This is a genomic window from Porphyrobacter sp. HT-58-2, from assembly GCF_002952215.1.
In the GTDB taxonomy this organism is placed as follows: domain Bacteria; phylum Pseudomonadota; class Alphaproteobacteria; order Sphingomonadales; family Sphingomonadaceae; genus Erythrobacter.
The window spans coordinates 32,218-45,930 of sequence record NZ_CP022600.1 but is presented as its reverse complement, the minus strand read 5'-3'; the positions used below and the strand labels follow the sequence as shown (position 1 = coordinate 45,930).

Annotated in this window: 16 protein-coding genes; 8 read left to right on the top strand and 8 right to left on the bottom strand. The window is 64.6% G+C overall.

Annotated features, from left to right (window positions below; genetic code table 11):
- Window positions 1–6: 6 nt before the first annotated feature.
- From CHX26_RS00240 to rpoZ, 3 genes are all read right to left on the bottom strand, one after another.
- Window positions 7–1,056, bottom strand: a complete 1,050-nt coding sequence (locus CHX26_RS00240; RefSeq protein ID WP_104940637.1) for a DUF3667 domain-containing protein — start codon at window positions 1,054–1,056, stop codon at window positions 7–9.
- Between the two features lie 66 nt (window positions 1,057–1,122).
- A complete protein-coding gene (locus tag CHX26_RS00235) occupies window positions 1,123–1,854 on the bottom strand; it encodes a ParA family protein (RefSeq protein ID WP_104940636.1) in 732 nt (243 codons plus the stop codon).
- A 220-nt stretch (window positions 1,855–2,074) separates the two neighbouring features.
- Window positions 2,075–2,419, bottom strand: a complete 345-nt coding sequence (gene rpoZ, locus CHX26_RS00230) for a DNA-directed RNA polymerase subunit omega (protein ID WP_086738144.1) — start codon at window positions 2,417–2,419, stop codon at window positions 2,075–2,077.
- 214 nt (window positions 2,420–2,633) lie between these two features.
- Here rpoZ and CHX26_RS00225 point away from each other — a divergent pair, with 214 nt between their 5' ends.
- Entirely contained in the window at window positions 2,634–3,668 is a 1,035-nt protein-coding gene (locus CHX26_RS00225; protein WP_146107600.1) for an HD-GYP domain-containing protein, read from the top strand.
- Between the two features lie 57 nt (window positions 3,669–3,725).
- Window positions 3,726–4,922, top strand: a complete 1,197-nt coding sequence (locus CHX26_RS00220; RefSeq protein WP_104940634.1) for a phospholipase D-like domain-containing protein — start codon at window positions 3,726–3,728, stop codon at window positions 4,920–4,922.
- Window positions 4,923–4,961: 39 nt separating this feature from the next.
- Here CHX26_RS00220 and CHX26_RS00215 read toward each other — a convergent pair whose 3' ends face one another.
- Window positions 4,962–6,455 (bottom strand): replicative DNA helicase, encoded by a 1,494-nt coding sequence (locus CHX26_RS00215; protein ID WP_233997365.1) that lies wholly within the window; start codon window positions 6,453–6,455, stop codon window positions 4,962–4,964.
- Between the two features lie 161 nt (window positions 6,456–6,616).
- Between CHX26_RS00215 and CHX26_RS00210 the strand changes: the two genes are divergently transcribed.
- From CHX26_RS00210 to CHX26_RS00200, 3 genes are read left to right on the top strand one after another with little or no spacing between them, the layout of a single operon-like run.
- Window positions 6,617–7,150 carry a UPF0262 family protein gene (locus CHX26_RS00210; protein WP_233997207.1) on the top strand — a complete coding sequence of 178 codons (534 nt, stop codon included), beginning with the start codon at window positions 6,617–6,619 and terminating at the stop codon, window positions 7,148–7,150.
- A gap of 17 nt (window positions 7,151–7,167) precedes the next feature.
- Window positions 7,168–7,890 (top strand): glycoside hydrolase family 25 protein, encoded by a 723-nt coding sequence (locus CHX26_RS00205; protein ID WP_104940633.1) that lies wholly within the window; start codon window positions 7,168–7,170, stop codon window positions 7,888–7,890.
- Window positions 7,887–8,327 carry a cytidine deaminase gene (locus tag CHX26_RS00200; RefSeq protein ID WP_104943151.1) on the top strand — a complete coding sequence of 147 codons (441 nt, stop codon included), beginning with the start codon at window positions 7,887–7,889 and terminating at the stop codon, window positions 8,325–8,327. Before CHX26_RS00205 ends, CHX26_RS00200 begins: the two co-directional genes overlap by 4 nt.
- On the opposite strand, the gene CHX26_RS00195 is transcribed toward CHX26_RS00200, so the two are convergent.
- The 3 genes from CHX26_RS00195 to CHX26_RS00185 all read right to left on the bottom strand — a co-directional run bounded on the left by CHX26_RS00195 (window position 8,324) and on the right by CHX26_RS00185 (window position 10,896).
- Window positions 8,324–9,064: a DUF4197 domain-containing protein gene (locus CHX26_RS00195; protein WP_104940632.1), complete on the bottom strand. Its 741-nt coding sequence runs from the start codon at window positions 9,062–9,064 to the stop codon at window positions 8,324–8,326. The genes CHX26_RS00200 and CHX26_RS00195 overlap by 4 nt on opposite strands.
- 66 nt (window positions 9,065–9,130) lie before the next feature.
- A complete protein-coding gene (locus CHX26_RS00190) occupies window positions 9,131–10,270 on the bottom strand; it encodes a M14 family metallopeptidase (RefSeq protein ID WP_104940631.1) in 1,140 nt (379 codons plus the stop codon).
- Complete coding sequence (locus tag CHX26_RS00185) at window positions 10,270–10,896, bottom strand: hypothetical protein (protein WP_104940630.1); 627 nt, start codon at window positions 10,894–10,896, stop codon at window positions 10,270–10,272. Before CHX26_RS00185 ends, CHX26_RS00190 begins: the two co-directional genes overlap by 1 nt.
- Before the next feature lie 118 nt (window positions 10,897–11,014).
- Between CHX26_RS00185 and galE the strand changes: the two genes are divergently transcribed.
- The 3 genes from galE to CHX26_RS00170 all read left to right on the top strand — a co-directional run bounded on the left by galE (window position 11,015) and on the right by CHX26_RS00170 (window position 12,946).
- The gene (gene galE, locus CHX26_RS00180; RefSeq protein WP_104940629.1) at window positions 11,015–12,022 is read left to right on the top strand and encodes a UDP-glucose 4-epimerase GalE; all 1,008 of its coding nucleotides are present in this window, start codon (window positions 11,015–11,017) and stop codon (window positions 12,020–12,022) included.
- A 105-nt stretch (window positions 12,023–12,127) separates the two neighbouring features.
- On the top strand, window positions 12,128–12,253 hold the full coding sequence (gene ykgO, locus CHX26_RS00175; RefSeq protein ID WP_017666014.1) for a type B 50S ribosomal protein L36: 126 nt from the start codon (window positions 12,128–12,130) through the stop codon (window positions 12,251–12,253).
- 90 nt (window positions 12,254–12,343) lie between these two features.
- Complete coding sequence (locus CHX26_RS00170) at window positions 12,344–12,946, top strand: HAD-IA family hydrolase (RefSeq protein WP_104940628.1); 603 nt, start codon at window positions 12,344–12,346, stop codon at window positions 12,944–12,946.
- A gap of 226 nt (window positions 12,947–13,172) precedes the next feature.
- Here the strand turns inward: CHX26_RS00170 and CHX26_RS00165 are convergent, their stop codons facing one another.
- Entirely contained in the window at window positions 13,173–13,517 is a 345-nt protein-coding gene (locus CHX26_RS00165) for a CC_3452 family protein (RefSeq protein WP_104940627.1), read from the bottom strand.
- Window positions 13,518–13,713 lie beyond the last annotated feature (196 nt).

Here is a 13,713-nt window from a genome sequence, read left to right as displayed (position 1 = left end):
ACGGGCCTAGAACGCGCCCAGCACCAGCAGTGATTGCAGGAACAGCGCAATCACGATGTTGATGAACACCAGCAGCACCCCAAACCGCCAGAGCGTGGAAAAGCGGCTAAGGCCATAGGCATGGCGCAGCTGCTTGTAGAGATGCAGCGGCGCAGCAATGACGAACAGCAAGGCCGCCCATTCCTCGCCACCAGGGATCGTGCTCATGATCGACATGGTGATGAACAACAGTGACATGAAGGCCAGCGAATAGGTGACGAACACCGCGTGGTCATAGGCCTTGAACTGCCGTCGCCACGCGAACAGCACCCATACGAAGGGGAGCGACAGCGGAATCAGCAACCAGCTGAATTTATAGCTGTTGGCCTGCAGCTTGTAGAACATCAGGCTGGGGTTCGCCTTCCACTTGGCGATGATGCCCTTGTCGAGAAAGTCTATCCCGGTGATGTTCGCTTCGCTGCCCTCGACGCCGGTCTCGGGAGCGATCATCTTGCGGATGATCTTCAACTCGGCATCAATGGTTTCGCGTCGGGGATCCGCCTTTGACAGGCTGTCACGTTCCTTTTCAAGCGTCGTGATCTGTTCCTCGATGTTGGTCTTGAACACGGCCCCGGAATCGCTGCTCGCTCCGTCGATGAAGCCCTCACCGAAATCAACCGGCGCGCTGAAGCCCACAATCTGGAACACCGCGAACATCGCGAAGACGCTGAACAGGAACATCGCCATCGGGCTGACGAACTTGGCGCGCTCCCCGTCAACATAGCGACGGGTCAGCTTGCCCGGCTTGAAGGCGAGCAGCGGGAGCGTCTCCCACAGCTTGCCATCCAGATGCAGCACGCCGTGCATGATATCATGGCCAATCGCGGCAAGGCTGCGGTGGACATGGGCCTTCTGGCCGCATTGTCCGCAGTAATGGCCGGTGACTATAGCGCCGCAATTGAGGCATTCGGTCGGCGCATGAGCGTGTTCGCTCGCCTCGCCCCGCGATGGCTCGACCGCGCGGGCGAGCAGGCCACCTTCGACAACCGCGCCTATCCCTTCGCCTATACCGTTCATCGCCCGCGCCCCCTTGGTTCCGGCTGCGTTCGGTTATAGGCGCATCACCGGGAATTGCGGAAGCGCTTATCTTTCAGCGAGTTTGCGCTCGATCGCCGTCCATAGCTGGGCAAAGGCGCGGGCGGCGGGCGATTTCGGGGCGAAGGCGCCGACGGGCTGGCGCGTGACGGCGCATTGCTCCACCGCGCTTGCCAGCGGGATCACAGGCCATTTCGGGTTCGCCTCACGCGCCTCGCGGTGGAGGGTGCGGCGCATGTCGACCATCGACAATACGGGCAGGATCGGGGGGTGGCCCTTGCCCGACCCGCGCACTTCTTCGACCACCACATCGAAGGCGCGGGCCGACAGCGGCGAGGGCGGCAGCGGCACGATCACCAGATCGGCGGCGCGGATGATCTGGGCGCTCAATTCGTTGAGAACCGGGGGACAATCGAAGATGATCCGGTCATAGGTCTTGCCCAGCGCCGCTGTCATCTTGGCGAGCCGTTTCTTCTTTCCGAGCCGGTCAAGCTGGCGGTCGATCGCGCGGATGCTTTCGTCGGCGGGCAGCAGGTCGAGCCCGGAAAAGGCAGTGGTCTGGATCAGCTTCGCCGGATCGCCACCATCGGCAAAGACGCTGTCTGCGCTACGTTTTTTCCGGGGATCGACACCCAGCAGAAAGCCCGACCCATTGGCGGCGTCCAGATCCCACAGCAGCGTCTTTCGACGCGAGATGGCGCTGGCGCACCACGCCAGATTGACCGCCAGCGTGGTTTTGCCGACCCCGCCCTTGACACTGTAAACCGCGATCGATGCCATGCGCCTGCGCTGCCCCGTGATGTTACGGTTTGATTACAGCCACAAGGGATAGCGCCGCGCGGCGGCATGGCAAGGCCGAGACAAGCCGGGTCAAGAAGCGGTCAAGCAGCGGCTAAAGGGTGCCTAACGGGGGTCAGGCATGGGTCAAACCGAGCCTAGATGACCCCTGAAATTACAGCAAATTATTGAAAGAAGGCGATTATCCGTCTTCTAACGCCGATCAGCCGTCGTAATCGCCACCCAGCGACGAAGTGCGCGCCGGAGCCGAAGCGGTGATCCGCAGGGCTTCAGCCGACTGGCTGAGCGAGCCGATTTCGTCCGCTTCATCCTCATCATCGGGGAGGATCTTCTGCAGGCCGGTCACCAGCGATTCATGCAGGCCTGCCGGGGTGATCGTCTGTTCGGCGATTTCGCGCAGCGCCACGACCGGGTTCTTGTCGCGATCACGGTCGATGGTGAGTTCGCTGCCGCCCGAAATCTCGCGCGCCCGCTGAGCGGCGAGCAGAACGAGGTCAAAACGGTTGGGAACCTTGTCGACGCAATCTTCAACGGTAACGCGTGCCATTGGCGGCCTTTTCGCAAATGCTGGGGAAAGGGAAGAGCGCAGCTAGGCACGAGGGCGCCGAGAGTCAAGGAAAACGCCCATTGCACGCGCGCAACATGGGAGTGGTCTACGTAGTTTCCTCAGGGTGCGCGCCAAGACCTGCTTTCGTCCCGATCGGCTAGCCCGGCCCCATGGAGGTATTGATGTCAGACCCCCGGCAAAAGGTTGCAGGCGCGTGATCAGGCGGATTGAGCCGGGGCAGGTCCGGCTGGGCATGTATGTGCGGGGTTTCGGGGGGTCGTTCTTCAGCCACCCCTTCTGGCGCACGCGCTTCAAGCTGACGTCTCAGACCGATGTCGACATCCTGCGCAACTGCGCCGTGCCCTATATCGAAATCGATGAAGCGCTGGGCTGCGGCCTGATCGAGCATGACGAGGCCCCGTCTCCGGCCATCATCTCGCCCGCAGCCCCGCCACCACCTGCCCCCGCCGTTGCGCGCCGGACAGCTGTCCGGCGGGTGCGCACCCGGCCGCCCGAGGCACCGGTTTCCCCAGAACAGGCCCGCGCCGAACGCACAGTCACGCGCGGTAAGGTGGTGGTGCAGGCCCTGTTCGATTCGGCGCGGCTGGGGCAGGCTGTGCCGGTCGCCGAGGCGATGTCGCTGGTTGCGGAAATGGACGATCTGTTCGCGCGCGGGGAGCACAAGCTGCTCGATGTGATCCGGATGAAGACCGCCGATGAATATACCTATCTCCATTCGGTCGCCGTGTGCGCGCTGATGCTGAAGCTGGCGCGGCAGCTCGGAATGGCCGAGAGCGAGGCGCGCGAATGCGGCCTGGCCGGCTTGCTCCACGATGTCGGCAAGATGCGCGTTCCTGCCGATGTGCTGCACAAGCGCGGGGCGCTGACCGATGCCGAATACCTGCAGGTTCAGGCCCATGCCGAAGAAGGCTTTGCGATGCTCAGCATGGTGCCGGATCTGCCCGAGGCAGCGATGACGGTGGCCCGGCTCCATCACGAGAAGATCGACGGGACGGGCTATCCGCTGCAATTGTCGGGCGAGGCGATCCCTCTGGTCGCGCGCATGGGGGCGATCTGCGATGTCTATGATGCGCTGACTTCGAACCGCGCCTACAAGCAGGCATGGACCCCGGCCAAGGCGCTGGCGGCGATGGCAGGCTGGGACGGGCATTTTGACGGCCCGCTGCTCGAAGCCTTTGCCGCGAGCGTGGGCATTGCCTTGCCGCATGCGCCTGTGGAGCCGGCCTGACGCCTGCCAGGCGCGAACCCCTGTGGCTCTGTCGCCGCTTTGGGCTAAGATGCGCCCATGGCCACCGATCCCGCCTCTGCCTCATCCGAATCCGGCGCGCCTGTTTACCGCGATCCAGAACCGTTCCGCGTCTCGGCTGCGGGGCATGATTTCACCTTCTATCCCCATGGACGCGATCGCCTGAAGGCGCTGATCGAACTGATTGAAGGCGCAAGGGCGAGCCTCAAGCTGTTCTACTACCTGTTCGACAGCGATGCCTCAGGCCAGCAGGTGCGCGATGCGCTGGTGGCGGCGGCAAAGCGCGGGGTGGCGGTGAGCCTGATCGTCGATGATTTCGGCAATGATGCGGGTTCCGCCTTCTTCGCGCCGCTGGTTAAGGCGGGTGGCACCTTTGCGGTGTTCAGCCCTCGGTGGGGAACGCGCTATCTGGTGCGCAATCATCAGAAGATGGCAATTGCCGACGATACGCGCGTCATGACCGGCGGCGCAAATGTCTCGGACCATTACTTCGCCACTCCGGCAGAAAATGGCTGGTGCGATCTTGCGGTGGTGATCGAAGGCCCGGTGGTGGCGCAGTTCGTCCGCTGGTTCGGCCTGCTGGGTGCATGGGTGGCGAACGAGGCTGACGGGCGCGCGCTCCAGCTCAAGGCGCTGCGCGACATCGTCAAGCAATGGGAGGGCGGGGAAGGGCCGGTGCAACTGCTGGTCGGTGGGCCGCTGGTTCGGCGCGGCCACTGGGCGTGGATGCTGCGCCGCGATCTGGTGTCGGCGCGGCGGTTCGATGCGGTCTCGGCCTATTTCTCGCCTCCGCGCAGCTTTCGCGGTCAGATCGCCCGGGTCGCGCGGCGCGGCAAAGTGCGGCTGATCACGCCGGGCAAGTCCGATATCGGCGCCGCGATCGACATGGCGCGGCTGCTCTATCGCAAGCTGCTGGCGGCGGGCGCGCGGATCTTCGAATTCGCTCAGTGCAAGCTACACATGAAGCTGCTGGTGGTGGACGATGTGAGCTATGTCGGCAGCGCCAATCTCGACAAGCGGAGCTTCCGCATCAATGTCGAGCTGATGGTACGCATCGAGGATGCGGGGTTGGCGGCCGCCTTGCGCAAGCTGATCGACCACATGGAGGCCGCGAGCGAGCCGATCACCCCGGCGTGGTATGCGCGGCACAGCAGCCCTCTGACGCGGCTGCGCTGGCGGCTGGCCTATTGGATGAACCTTGCCGATTACCGCGTCAGCAAGCTGGGTGCGGGATAGGGCCGGGCGCGGTCGCGAGCGGGCCGGCTCGAAGCCTCGCTATTCGAAGCCGTAATCCGAATAGTCCTTGAAATTCGGGGAGGTGAATTTGGTAATGTCGCTCTGGAAGTGGAGCGGGACATTGCCGGTCGAACCGTGGCGCTGCTTCGCCACGATCAGCGTGGCCTTGCCGACCAGGCCTTCGAACTTCTCCTCCCACTGCCGGTATTTCTCCTGCACATCTGGCGGCGAGGAAGCATCGGGCGTGTCGGGCTTGACCAGCAGGTGATAGTAATCGCCGCGGAAGATGAACCACACCATGTCCGCGTCCTGCTCGATCGAGCCGGATTCCCTGAGGTCGGACAGCTGCGGGCGCTTGTCTTCTCGCTGTTCGACCGCGCGGGAGAGCTGCGAGAGCGCGATCACCGGGACCTGCAATTCCTTCGCCAGTGTCTTGAGGCCGCGGCTGATTTCCGAGATTTCGTTGACGCGGTTGTCGTTGGCGCGGCCCGATCCCTGCAGCAGCTGCAGGTAGTCGACGATGATCAGGCCGATATCGTGCCGTCGCTTCATCCGCCGCGCGCGGGTGCGCAGCGCGGCGATGGTGAGCGCGGGCGTATCGTCGATATAGAGCGGCAGTTCGGCAAGCCGCTGGCTGGCATAGGACAGCTTCTGGAAATCCTCGCGCGTCAGCTTGCCGCTGCGCAGCGCCTCCGACGATATCTCCGCCTGCTCGGCGAGAATGCGGGTCGCCAGCTGATCGGCGCTCATTTCCAGGCTGAAGAAGGCAACCGGCGCGCCATAGTTGAACTCGCCGCCTTCGCTCTGCCAGGTGAGATGGGCCTCGGCGCAGTTGAACGCGATGTTGGTGGCCAGCGAGGTCTTGCCCATGCCGGGGCGGCCCGCAAGGATGATGAGGTCGGAATTGTGCAGCCCTGACGTGCGCTGGTCGATCGTGGCAAGGCCGGTGGTCTTGCCCGACAGGCCGCCGCCCGAATTCATCGCCGCCTCGGCCAGCCTGATCGCTTGCATCGCGGCTTCGCGGAAGGTCGATGCCTCGCGCCCTGTCGCCGCACCTTCGGCGACACGGAACAGATCCGCCTCGGCCTGGGCGATGCGATCCATCGGCGAGGTGTCTTCCGATGTATCGAGCGCCCCTTCGACCAGCCCGCGCCCGACGCTTACCAGCTCGCGCAGCAGGGCAAGATCGTAGATCTGCTGGGCCAGTTCGCGCGGGGCGAGCAGGCCCGCGCCGCTCGCGGTCAACTGCGCAAGGTATGACGTGCCGCCCAGTTCTTTCAGCGCCTCATCCGCCTCGAAGAACGGGCGCAGGGTGACAGGCGAAGCGGTGGCGTTGCGTTCGAGCAGGGCAAGGATGCGGGTGTAGATGCGCTGATGCAGCGGCTCGAAGAAGTGTTCGGCCCGGATCGGCACCTGCAATTCTTCCAGCACGCGGTTGTCGATCAGCACCGCGCCCAGAAAGGCGGCTTCGGCTTCGAGATTGTAGGGCAGCTTGCGCAGCAAGCCGTCGTTGTCTTCGGGTGTGATGTTGATTCTCGCGACTTTTGCGGGTCTGGATATGCCCGCCTGATGCGCCGCCAGCCGGATGCGCGCAAGGGTGGTGGGGGCCAATATTTCTCCGCCACGCTGTGGATAGTGGGGAGATTGTGTCGAAGTGCTTGAAGTGTCGCCCCTCGATCTGCGAAGGCAGGGCCATGGCTGAACCGCCGCCCGATTCCCTGCCTGTGTCTTCCGCCCCCGGCGCGGGGGGCGCGCAACGCATTGCCCAGGTGACACTCGATGAAGCGACGATCCTGTGGCGCAATGCCGATGTCGAGCAGGAACGGCGCGTGGCGATCTATGATCTGATCGAGGAGAACACCTTCAGGCCGCTGCGGTCGGCCGAGCGCGGGGCGCCAGGCCCCTATCACCTGCATCTGTCGGTGACCGACGGGCGGCTGGTGATGGACATTGCCGACACCGGCGGCCAGTTGCTGGAGACGCTTCTGATCGGCATGGCCCGTTTCCGCCGTCCGATCCGCGAATATTTCGCCATCTGCGACAGCTATTATCAGGCGATCCGCAAGGCCACCCCGGCCGAGATCGAGACGATCGACATGGCGCGCCGGGGCATTCACAATAACGCTGCGGAGCTGCTGCTGGAGCGCCTCGAAGGCAAGGTCGAAACCGATTTCGCCACCGCGCGGCGGCTGTTCACGCTGATCTGCGTGCTGCACATCAAGGGCTGAGGGCAGGGCAAAGGGACATGGCCAAGGGGCGCAGGAACGCTGGGCGCAAGTCGCCCCGTCGCTGGCTGTTGCGGCTGCTGGCGCTGGCGGTGCTGTTCGCCATCGCCTTTGCGGTGTGGCTGTGGTGGGATATGCGATCATGGCGACCTGACCCCGCGCTTTATCCCGAACAGGGCGCCTTGCTCCCAGCCAGTAACGCAGAGGTCCGATTCGAGACGCTCAAGGCGATCGGCGTGCAGTTCGTCTATCTGCCGCTCACCCCCGAACCGCAGTTCAATGGCGGCCTGACCTTTCCTCAGCGCGTGGCGCGGGCGCGGGCGGCGGGCTTGCAGGTGGGCGTGCTGCTGAATTTCGATCCCTGCGTGCGCGCTGACATCCAGAGCGGCAGCTTTGTCCAGATGGTGCCGCGCGATGCTGATCTGCTGCCGCCCGCGATCGGCCTTGCCCGGCTGGCCGATAGCTGCACCCCCAAGGTCAGCGATGCAGCGGTCGAAAGTGAGCTGATGACGCTGATCAACCAGATCGAGATGCACGCGGGCAAGCCGGTGATCCTCAAGCTGCTGCCTGCCTTCGAAGAACGGCACCGCACCGCGACAGCACTGGCGCGCGACCTTTGGCTGGTGCGTGACCGGGCGCGGCCGGACTATGCCGGACGCCCCTGGCTGCTATGGAGCGCCAATTCCGCGCGCTTTACCGAGGCGAGCGCGGATCCGGTGGAATGGATGGTGGTGCAGAAATGAACCTCGATGAAACGCAGGAACAGGCTCTGATCGCCGCTGCCTTTGCGGCGGCCGCGAACGCCTATGCGCCCTATTCCGATTACCCGGTCGGCGCGGCGCTGCTGTTCGATGACGGTGCGGTGATCACCGGCTGCAATGTCGAAAACGCGAGCTACGGCCTTGCCCTTTGTGCCGAGACGGTGGCGGTCGGCAAGGCCTTCGCCGAGGGGCGGCGCGGCGGCCTTGTGGCGGTGGCGGTGGTCGGCCTCAAGGCAGACAGCGCACCGATCACCCCCTGCGGGCGCTGCCGCCAGGTGCTGAACGAGGTCGCGGCGCTGGGCGGCACCGATCCGCTGGTGCTGTGTGTAGCGCGCAAGGGCGAGGGGGGCGATGTGCGCCGTGTGACCCTTTCGGCGCTGCTGCCCCACGCCTTCGGGCCGGCCAATCTCGGCCACTAATTCCCGAGCAGGTTGCCCAATCCGCCCAGCGGGTTCTTGCGGAAATCGCGTTCCTCGCGTCCGATATAAGTGAAAATGCCGTCCAGCCCCTGATCGGTGACGGAGCGGTTGATGCTGTCGCGGGTCAGCCCCGCCTGGCGGATGAAGCCATGCTGCTGGGCGAGCTTGTCGAATTCACGGTGGATCCCGGCTCGCTCCAGCGCGCTGTCGATCAGCGGTTCGAGCCGCGAATGCAGCCGGTCATTGGCCGAGCGGCGCAGATATTGCGTGCCGCCGTCGTCCTCGCGGATGATTCCCGGCGCATCGTTGAAAGACAGGCCGTCGATTGCCTCGCGGAAGATCGGCTTGGCCTCGCCAGCGGCAACGCCAGCGGCATCATTTATGCCGCGCGTCAGCCCATCAAGCAGGCCGAGGCGATTGCCCGCCCCCATCACCGAGCCGAGCAGGCCGCCAACGCCTCCGCCCCCACGCCCGCCGGTCAGGCCGGGGATCGGCAGGCCGATGCGAATGTCCTCGTCATTGAAGAAGGCACCGGGCTGGGCCAGCTTGTCGAGCGCGCTGTCGGTCGCCTTGCCGAGCAATGCCGACAGGCCGCCGCCCTTGCCCCTGCCCTTGCCACCAAGCAGGCCGCCAAGCCCCTGTGCGCCCGCCTGACTGGCCCACAGGCCTGCCAGTGATGCCGCGCCGAGCCCTGCCAGCGCGTTGCGGCGGTTCAGGAAATTGTCGTATCCGGCCATACTGCTCCCCCTCCTTGTTGCGCAGCCACGATACCACGGCGGCGGAGGAGAGGGAAATTGCGGGGACTAGGCCTCGTTGCTTTCCAGCCACTCCACCAGCGCGGCAAGGCATTCGCGGCCCAGCAGCTTGCAGCGTTCCGGCGACCAGCCTTGTTCAGGTTCGGGGAAGTCGGCGAGATCCTTGTAAGGCATCTCCAGCGTCATCGCGACCGCGCCGAAACGTTCGGCGAGCTGGTTGGTGCTCATGGACAAGTTCGCGCGGCCCGCCGGGGCCTTGGGGTAGCCGAGCTTCGTCTGGAAGTCAGGCGTGCGCCGGTCGAGGATCGCCTGATATCGGTAGAAGCCTTCACCCTGCGCGTCGGTCCATGAAGGAATGCCTTCGAACCCGGCGAGGAAGGCGGCCGGGATCGCCTCGTCGGCGTGGACATCTATCGCGAAATCGACCCCTGTTTCGTCCATACGGTTGCGGATGGCGAGGACTTCGGGCGAGCGTTCCGGGGTTGGTTCGGCCCATTCGCGGTTGAGATTCGCGCCAACCGCATTGGTTCGCAAATGCCCGCGGCGCGAACCATCGGGGTTGCAATTGGGAACAATGTGCAGGCGGCACTTCGCCCGCAGCGCGCGCGCAACCGGATCGGCGGGGTCGGTCAGGCATTCCAGCGCGCCCTCCATCCACCATTCCGCCTGGGTCTCGCCCGGATGCTGGCGGGCATAGAGCCACACTTGCGTGGTGCCTTCGCCCATCTCCAGGCAATCGATCGGCTGACCATCGAGCGTGGTGCCGAGCCGCACGTAATCGACGCCCTCGGATGATGCGGCCTCGGCGATCAGATCGTGGTGGCGCTCCATCGAGTAGGGTGCGAAATAGGCGCACCAGAACACGCCGCCCGCCGGCAGATAGCGGATCGTGAGCGTGCCGCCGTCCTCGTCCTTGTCGAAGCTGCTGGCTGCGCGCGCCCAGTAGGCGCGGTCTTCGGACAAGCATGCGTCATAGTCCGGCCAGCCGCCCGGATAGGCACTGGCATTCAAGCCGGTGATCTTGAGCACCACGTCCTCGCCCGCGGGCGCGGTGACGCGGAAATGGAACCACTGGAAGAATTCCGAGGCATTGTCGCGCCGGATTGCGAGGCTGGCGGTGTTCCCCGAAATTCCCAGCACGTCGATATTGCCGCTATCGAAAGCGGCATCGATGAAAAGAGCGGTCATCAGTTCCCTTGAAGCTTCTTGGCGTTGATCGATACGGTCTCGCCATTGCCACCGGGGAAGTCCCGGAACAACCCGGCGGCCAGCGTGCGGGCGCTGGTTTCGACTTGGGAGAAAGGCGATTTCACCCCGGTTGCCAGTTGCGCGCGGCCTTCCCACAGGGTCGCGCCTTCGGCAGCGGTGATGCGCACCGAGAGCTCGGTCATGGCCTGAGGTCGTTCACGCCCGCCGCCCAGATTGATGCCCACCCCCATGCCGAGGCCGGAGCCGAAGCTGCCGGTCTGCCCGCCCACGCCGACATTGACCGGCCCGCGCTGATCCACCGGGGCAGCGGCAATCGGCGCGCGGCTGGTGCGAACTGTGGCGGTCTGCCCTGCGGGAATGCCTTCGGAGACGACGCTGTAGCCAAGCCGCGTCAGCTCCGCGCTGACCGCAGCGGCGAAGGCCTGGCGCGCGGCCTGGTTGCTGACCTCGTCGGGGAAAGAGAGCGCAATCGTCCCGCGACCCAGCGGCGACGGATCGGCCGCGACAAAGCGGGTGACTTCGACCGGGCCGGTATAGGGCGTGGTCGCACAGGCCGACAGTGCGGTTGCGGCGGCAAGCGGGGCAATCATATGGATACGCAGCATGAGCGGGTTCCTTTAATGGCCAGCCGACTATAGGACGCGAGCCAGCCGATGCACAGGCTCGTGTGTGTCTGCATGGCGTTGAGAAATTCTAAGCGGATCGAGGGTTAAGGGGGGCTGTATGACGTCCAGTGACAGACCATCCGTGCTGGTGACCGGCGGCGCGGGCTATATCGGCAGCCACGCGGTGCTGGCCCTGCGCGACGCGGGCTGGCAGGTCTGCGTGATCGACAACCTGACCACGGGTTTTCGCTTTGCGATCCCTGATGATGTACTGCTGTATGAAGGCGATATCGAAGATGCTGATCTGCTGGCGCGGATTTTCGCCGAGCAAGGAACGGGCGCGATCATGCATTTCGCCGGTTCGATCGTGGTGCCGGAAAGCGTCGCCGACCCGCTCAAATACTATCACAACAACACCGCCAAGAGCCGCGCGCTGATCGCAGCGGCAGTGAAGGCGGGGGTGGGTCACTTCATCTTTTCCTCGACCGCCGCGACCTATGGCATTCCCGATGTTGCGGCAGTGAGCGAGGACACGGCGCAGCGTCCGATCAACCCCTATGGCTGGTCGAAGCTGATGACCGAGCAGATGCTCGCCGATGTCGCCGCAGCGCATCCGCTGAATTACGGCATCCTGCGCTATTTCAATGTGGCCGGGGCCGACCCGCAGGCGCGCAGCGGGCAGTCCACGGCGGGCGCGACCCATCTCATCAAGGTCGCCATCGAGGCGGCGCTGGGCAAGCGCGAATCGGTTGCGGTGTTCGGCACCGACTATGCGACGCCGGACGGCACCGGGGTGCGCGATTACATCCACGTCAGCGATCTGGCGGCAGCCCATGTGCTGACGCTGGAGGCGCTGATCGCTGACCCGGCGCGCTCGCTGACGATGAACTGTGGCTATGGCCGGGGCTTTTCGGTGAACGAAGTGCTCGACGCCGTCGACCGGGTGACGAATCGCAAGCTCGACCGCCGGATCGAAGGGCGCCGGGCCGGCGATCCCGATTCGCTGATCTCCAACCCGGTGCGGCTCAAGGCGACGCTGGGATGGGAGCCGCAACACGCCGATCTCGACACGATTATCGCCCATGCTTTGGCGTGGGAGCGTAAATTGACCGATTTGCGCGGCTGATTCGGGCAGGTTCGCATTGACGCCATCGGGGCTTGCCGCTAACGGCACGCTTCAATTTCCGCGCGTCGGACCATTCCGGCGCGCTTCTCTTTTGGAAAAAGCGCCATGAAGATCGTCAACAGCCTCAAGTCGCTGAAGGGCCGTCACCGCGATAACCGGGTGATCCGTCGTCGCGGCCGCACCTATGTGATCAACAAGACCGACCGTCGCTTCAAGGCCCGCCAGGGCTAAGCTGACGAGGCCGCCCGATTCGGGCGGCTGATGGAATTTGCGGCCCGCCTCCTTTCAGGAGCGCGGGCCGCAGGCTTTTGAGGGCGTTGCATGCAAAAGGCCGTAGTGTTCGATGTCGGGCGGGTGCTGTTCCAGTGGCAGCTGGGCGCGCTGTTCGAAAAGCTGATCGATGACGCGCAGGAGCTCGACTGGTTCCTCGCCAATGTCGTGACCGAGGAATGGCATTTCGAACATGACCGCGGCCGCGCACTGGCGGACATGGTGCCGGAACGAATCGCGCTGTTTCCGCAATACGAAGCCCATATCCGCGCCTATGCGACGCGGTTCAACGAGACGGTGCCGGGGCCGGTCGAAGGCTCTCATGATCTGGTCGAACGGCTGGCGGATGCGGGCGTGCCGCTCTACTGCCTCACCAATTTCGGTGACGAGTTCTGGGAGGTGTTCCGGCCCACCCAGTCGATCTTCGATCACTTCGCCGACATCATCGTGTCGGGTGTTGAGAAGGTCGCCAAGCCTGATCCGCGCATTTACGAGATTGTCGAGGCGCGCAGCGGGCGCGAGGGCAGCGCGCTGTTCTTCACGGATGACAACCCTGCCAACATCGCCGCCGCCCGCGCGCGCGGGTGGGATGCGCATCTGTTCACCAATGCAGGCACGCTTGAGGCGCAGTTGGTTGGGGCGGGGCTGCTCTAACGACGCCGCAGGCGTCGCAAGGCCGACCGGCCGCCCGCAGGCGCCCTGCCTCGGACTTGATCCGGGGGGAGGTGCAGCGCCGAGGATGCTCGCCCGGATGGGCGAGCGCACCACCAAAGACTCCAAACCCCCGGTCACGCTCTGGGGAAAGCGTGCCGGGGGTCGGGACATCCGTGCGGGCTGGAGAGGTGCGCCGCGCGGAGAGAGAGGGTCAGTCAGGCCGCAATCAGCCGTTGCACTTGGCCAGTTCTTCAGCGGCCATTTCTTCGCCATTCACCTTGAAGGTGGCGACTTCGCCGAACTTGCGGTTGAGGCCGCGGCACACGCGCAGCGGGCGGGCGGTGGTCTTGTTGGCGATGCAGGTCGCGTCCTTGCAGGCCCAGGCCACGCCATCGGCAACCGCGCGGGTTTCGCTGGTCGGAGCAGCCAGCGTGGCGCTGTAATAGGGGGTGCCGGCAGCGTTAAGCGGCGCGCCGCTGGTGGCAACGCCGAAGCTGAGACCGGTATAGATCAGCGCCGAAGCAAAGATCGCGAGCTTGCCGGAACGGGGAAGGGAGAAGGTGTTGGTCATCGGGGTTTCCTTTGCCTTTGTCTTTATCGGGGCCCAGGCCCCATGGTCTCTGTCGCCGTATTTTGCAATGCAACATTTCGATTCGAAACCAGTTGCTATTCGCTACCTAACCTTCTAGGTTGCGAGTTGCAACTGAAAACTGAAATTTTTTTGCCGGTCGCGCAAAATCGGTTACACAGCCCCCGGAAGGGGAAGG

Coding starts and splice junctions, on each gene's coding strand:
- CHX26_RS00205 (WP_104940633.1), top strand. CDS start 7,168: ATGGCCAAGGGGCGCAGGAACGCTGGGCGCAAGTCGCCCCGTCGCTGG.
- CHX26_RS00185 (WP_104940630.1), bottom strand. CDS start 10,896: ATGCTGCGTATCCATATGATTGCCCCGCTTGCCGCCGCAACCGCACTG.
- CHX26_RS00240 (WP_104940637.1), bottom strand. CDS start 1,056: ATGAACGGTATAGGCGAAGGGATAGGCGCGGTTGTCGAAGGTGGCCTG.
- rpoZ (WP_086738144.1), bottom strand. CDS start 2,419: ATGGCACGCGTTACCGTTGAAGATTGCGTCGACAAGGTTCCCAACCGT.
- CHX26_RS00195 (WP_104940632.1), bottom strand. CDS start 9,064: ATGGCCGGATACGACAATTTCCTGAACCGCCGCAACGCGCTGGCAGGG.
- CHX26_RS00210 (WP_233997207.1), top strand. CDS start 6,617: ATGGCTGAACCGCCGCCCGATTCCCTGCCTGTGTCTTCCGCCCCCGGC.
- CHX26_RS00190 (WP_104940631.1), bottom strand. CDS start 10,270: ATGACCGCTCTTTTCATCGATGCCGCTTTCGATAGCGGCAATATCGAC.
- CHX26_RS00220 (WP_104940634.1), top strand. CDS start 3,726: ATGGCCACCGATCCCGCCTCTGCCTCATCCGAATCCGGCGCGCCTGTT.
- CHX26_RS00235 (WP_104940636.1), bottom strand. CDS start 1,854: ATGGCATCGATCGCGGTTTACAGTGTCAAGGGCGGGGTCGGCAAAACC.
- ykgO (WP_017666014.1), top strand. CDS start 12,128: ATGAAGATCGTCAACAGCCTCAAGTCGCTGAAGGGCCGTCACCGCGAT.
- CHX26_RS00200 (WP_104943151.1), top strand. CDS start 7,887: ATGAACCTCGATGAAACGCAGGAACAGGCTCTGATCGCCGCTGCCTTT.
- galE (WP_104940629.1), top strand. CDS start 11,015: ATGACGTCCAGTGACAGACCATCCGTGCTGGTGACCGGCGGCGCGGGC.
- CHX26_RS00165 (WP_104940627.1), bottom strand. CDS start 13,517: ATGACCAACACCTTCTCCCTTCCCCGTTCCGGCAAGCTCGCGATCTTT.
- CHX26_RS00170 (WP_104940628.1), top strand. CDS start 12,344: ATGCAAAAGGCCGTAGTGTTCGATGTCGGGCGGGTGCTGTTCCAGTGG.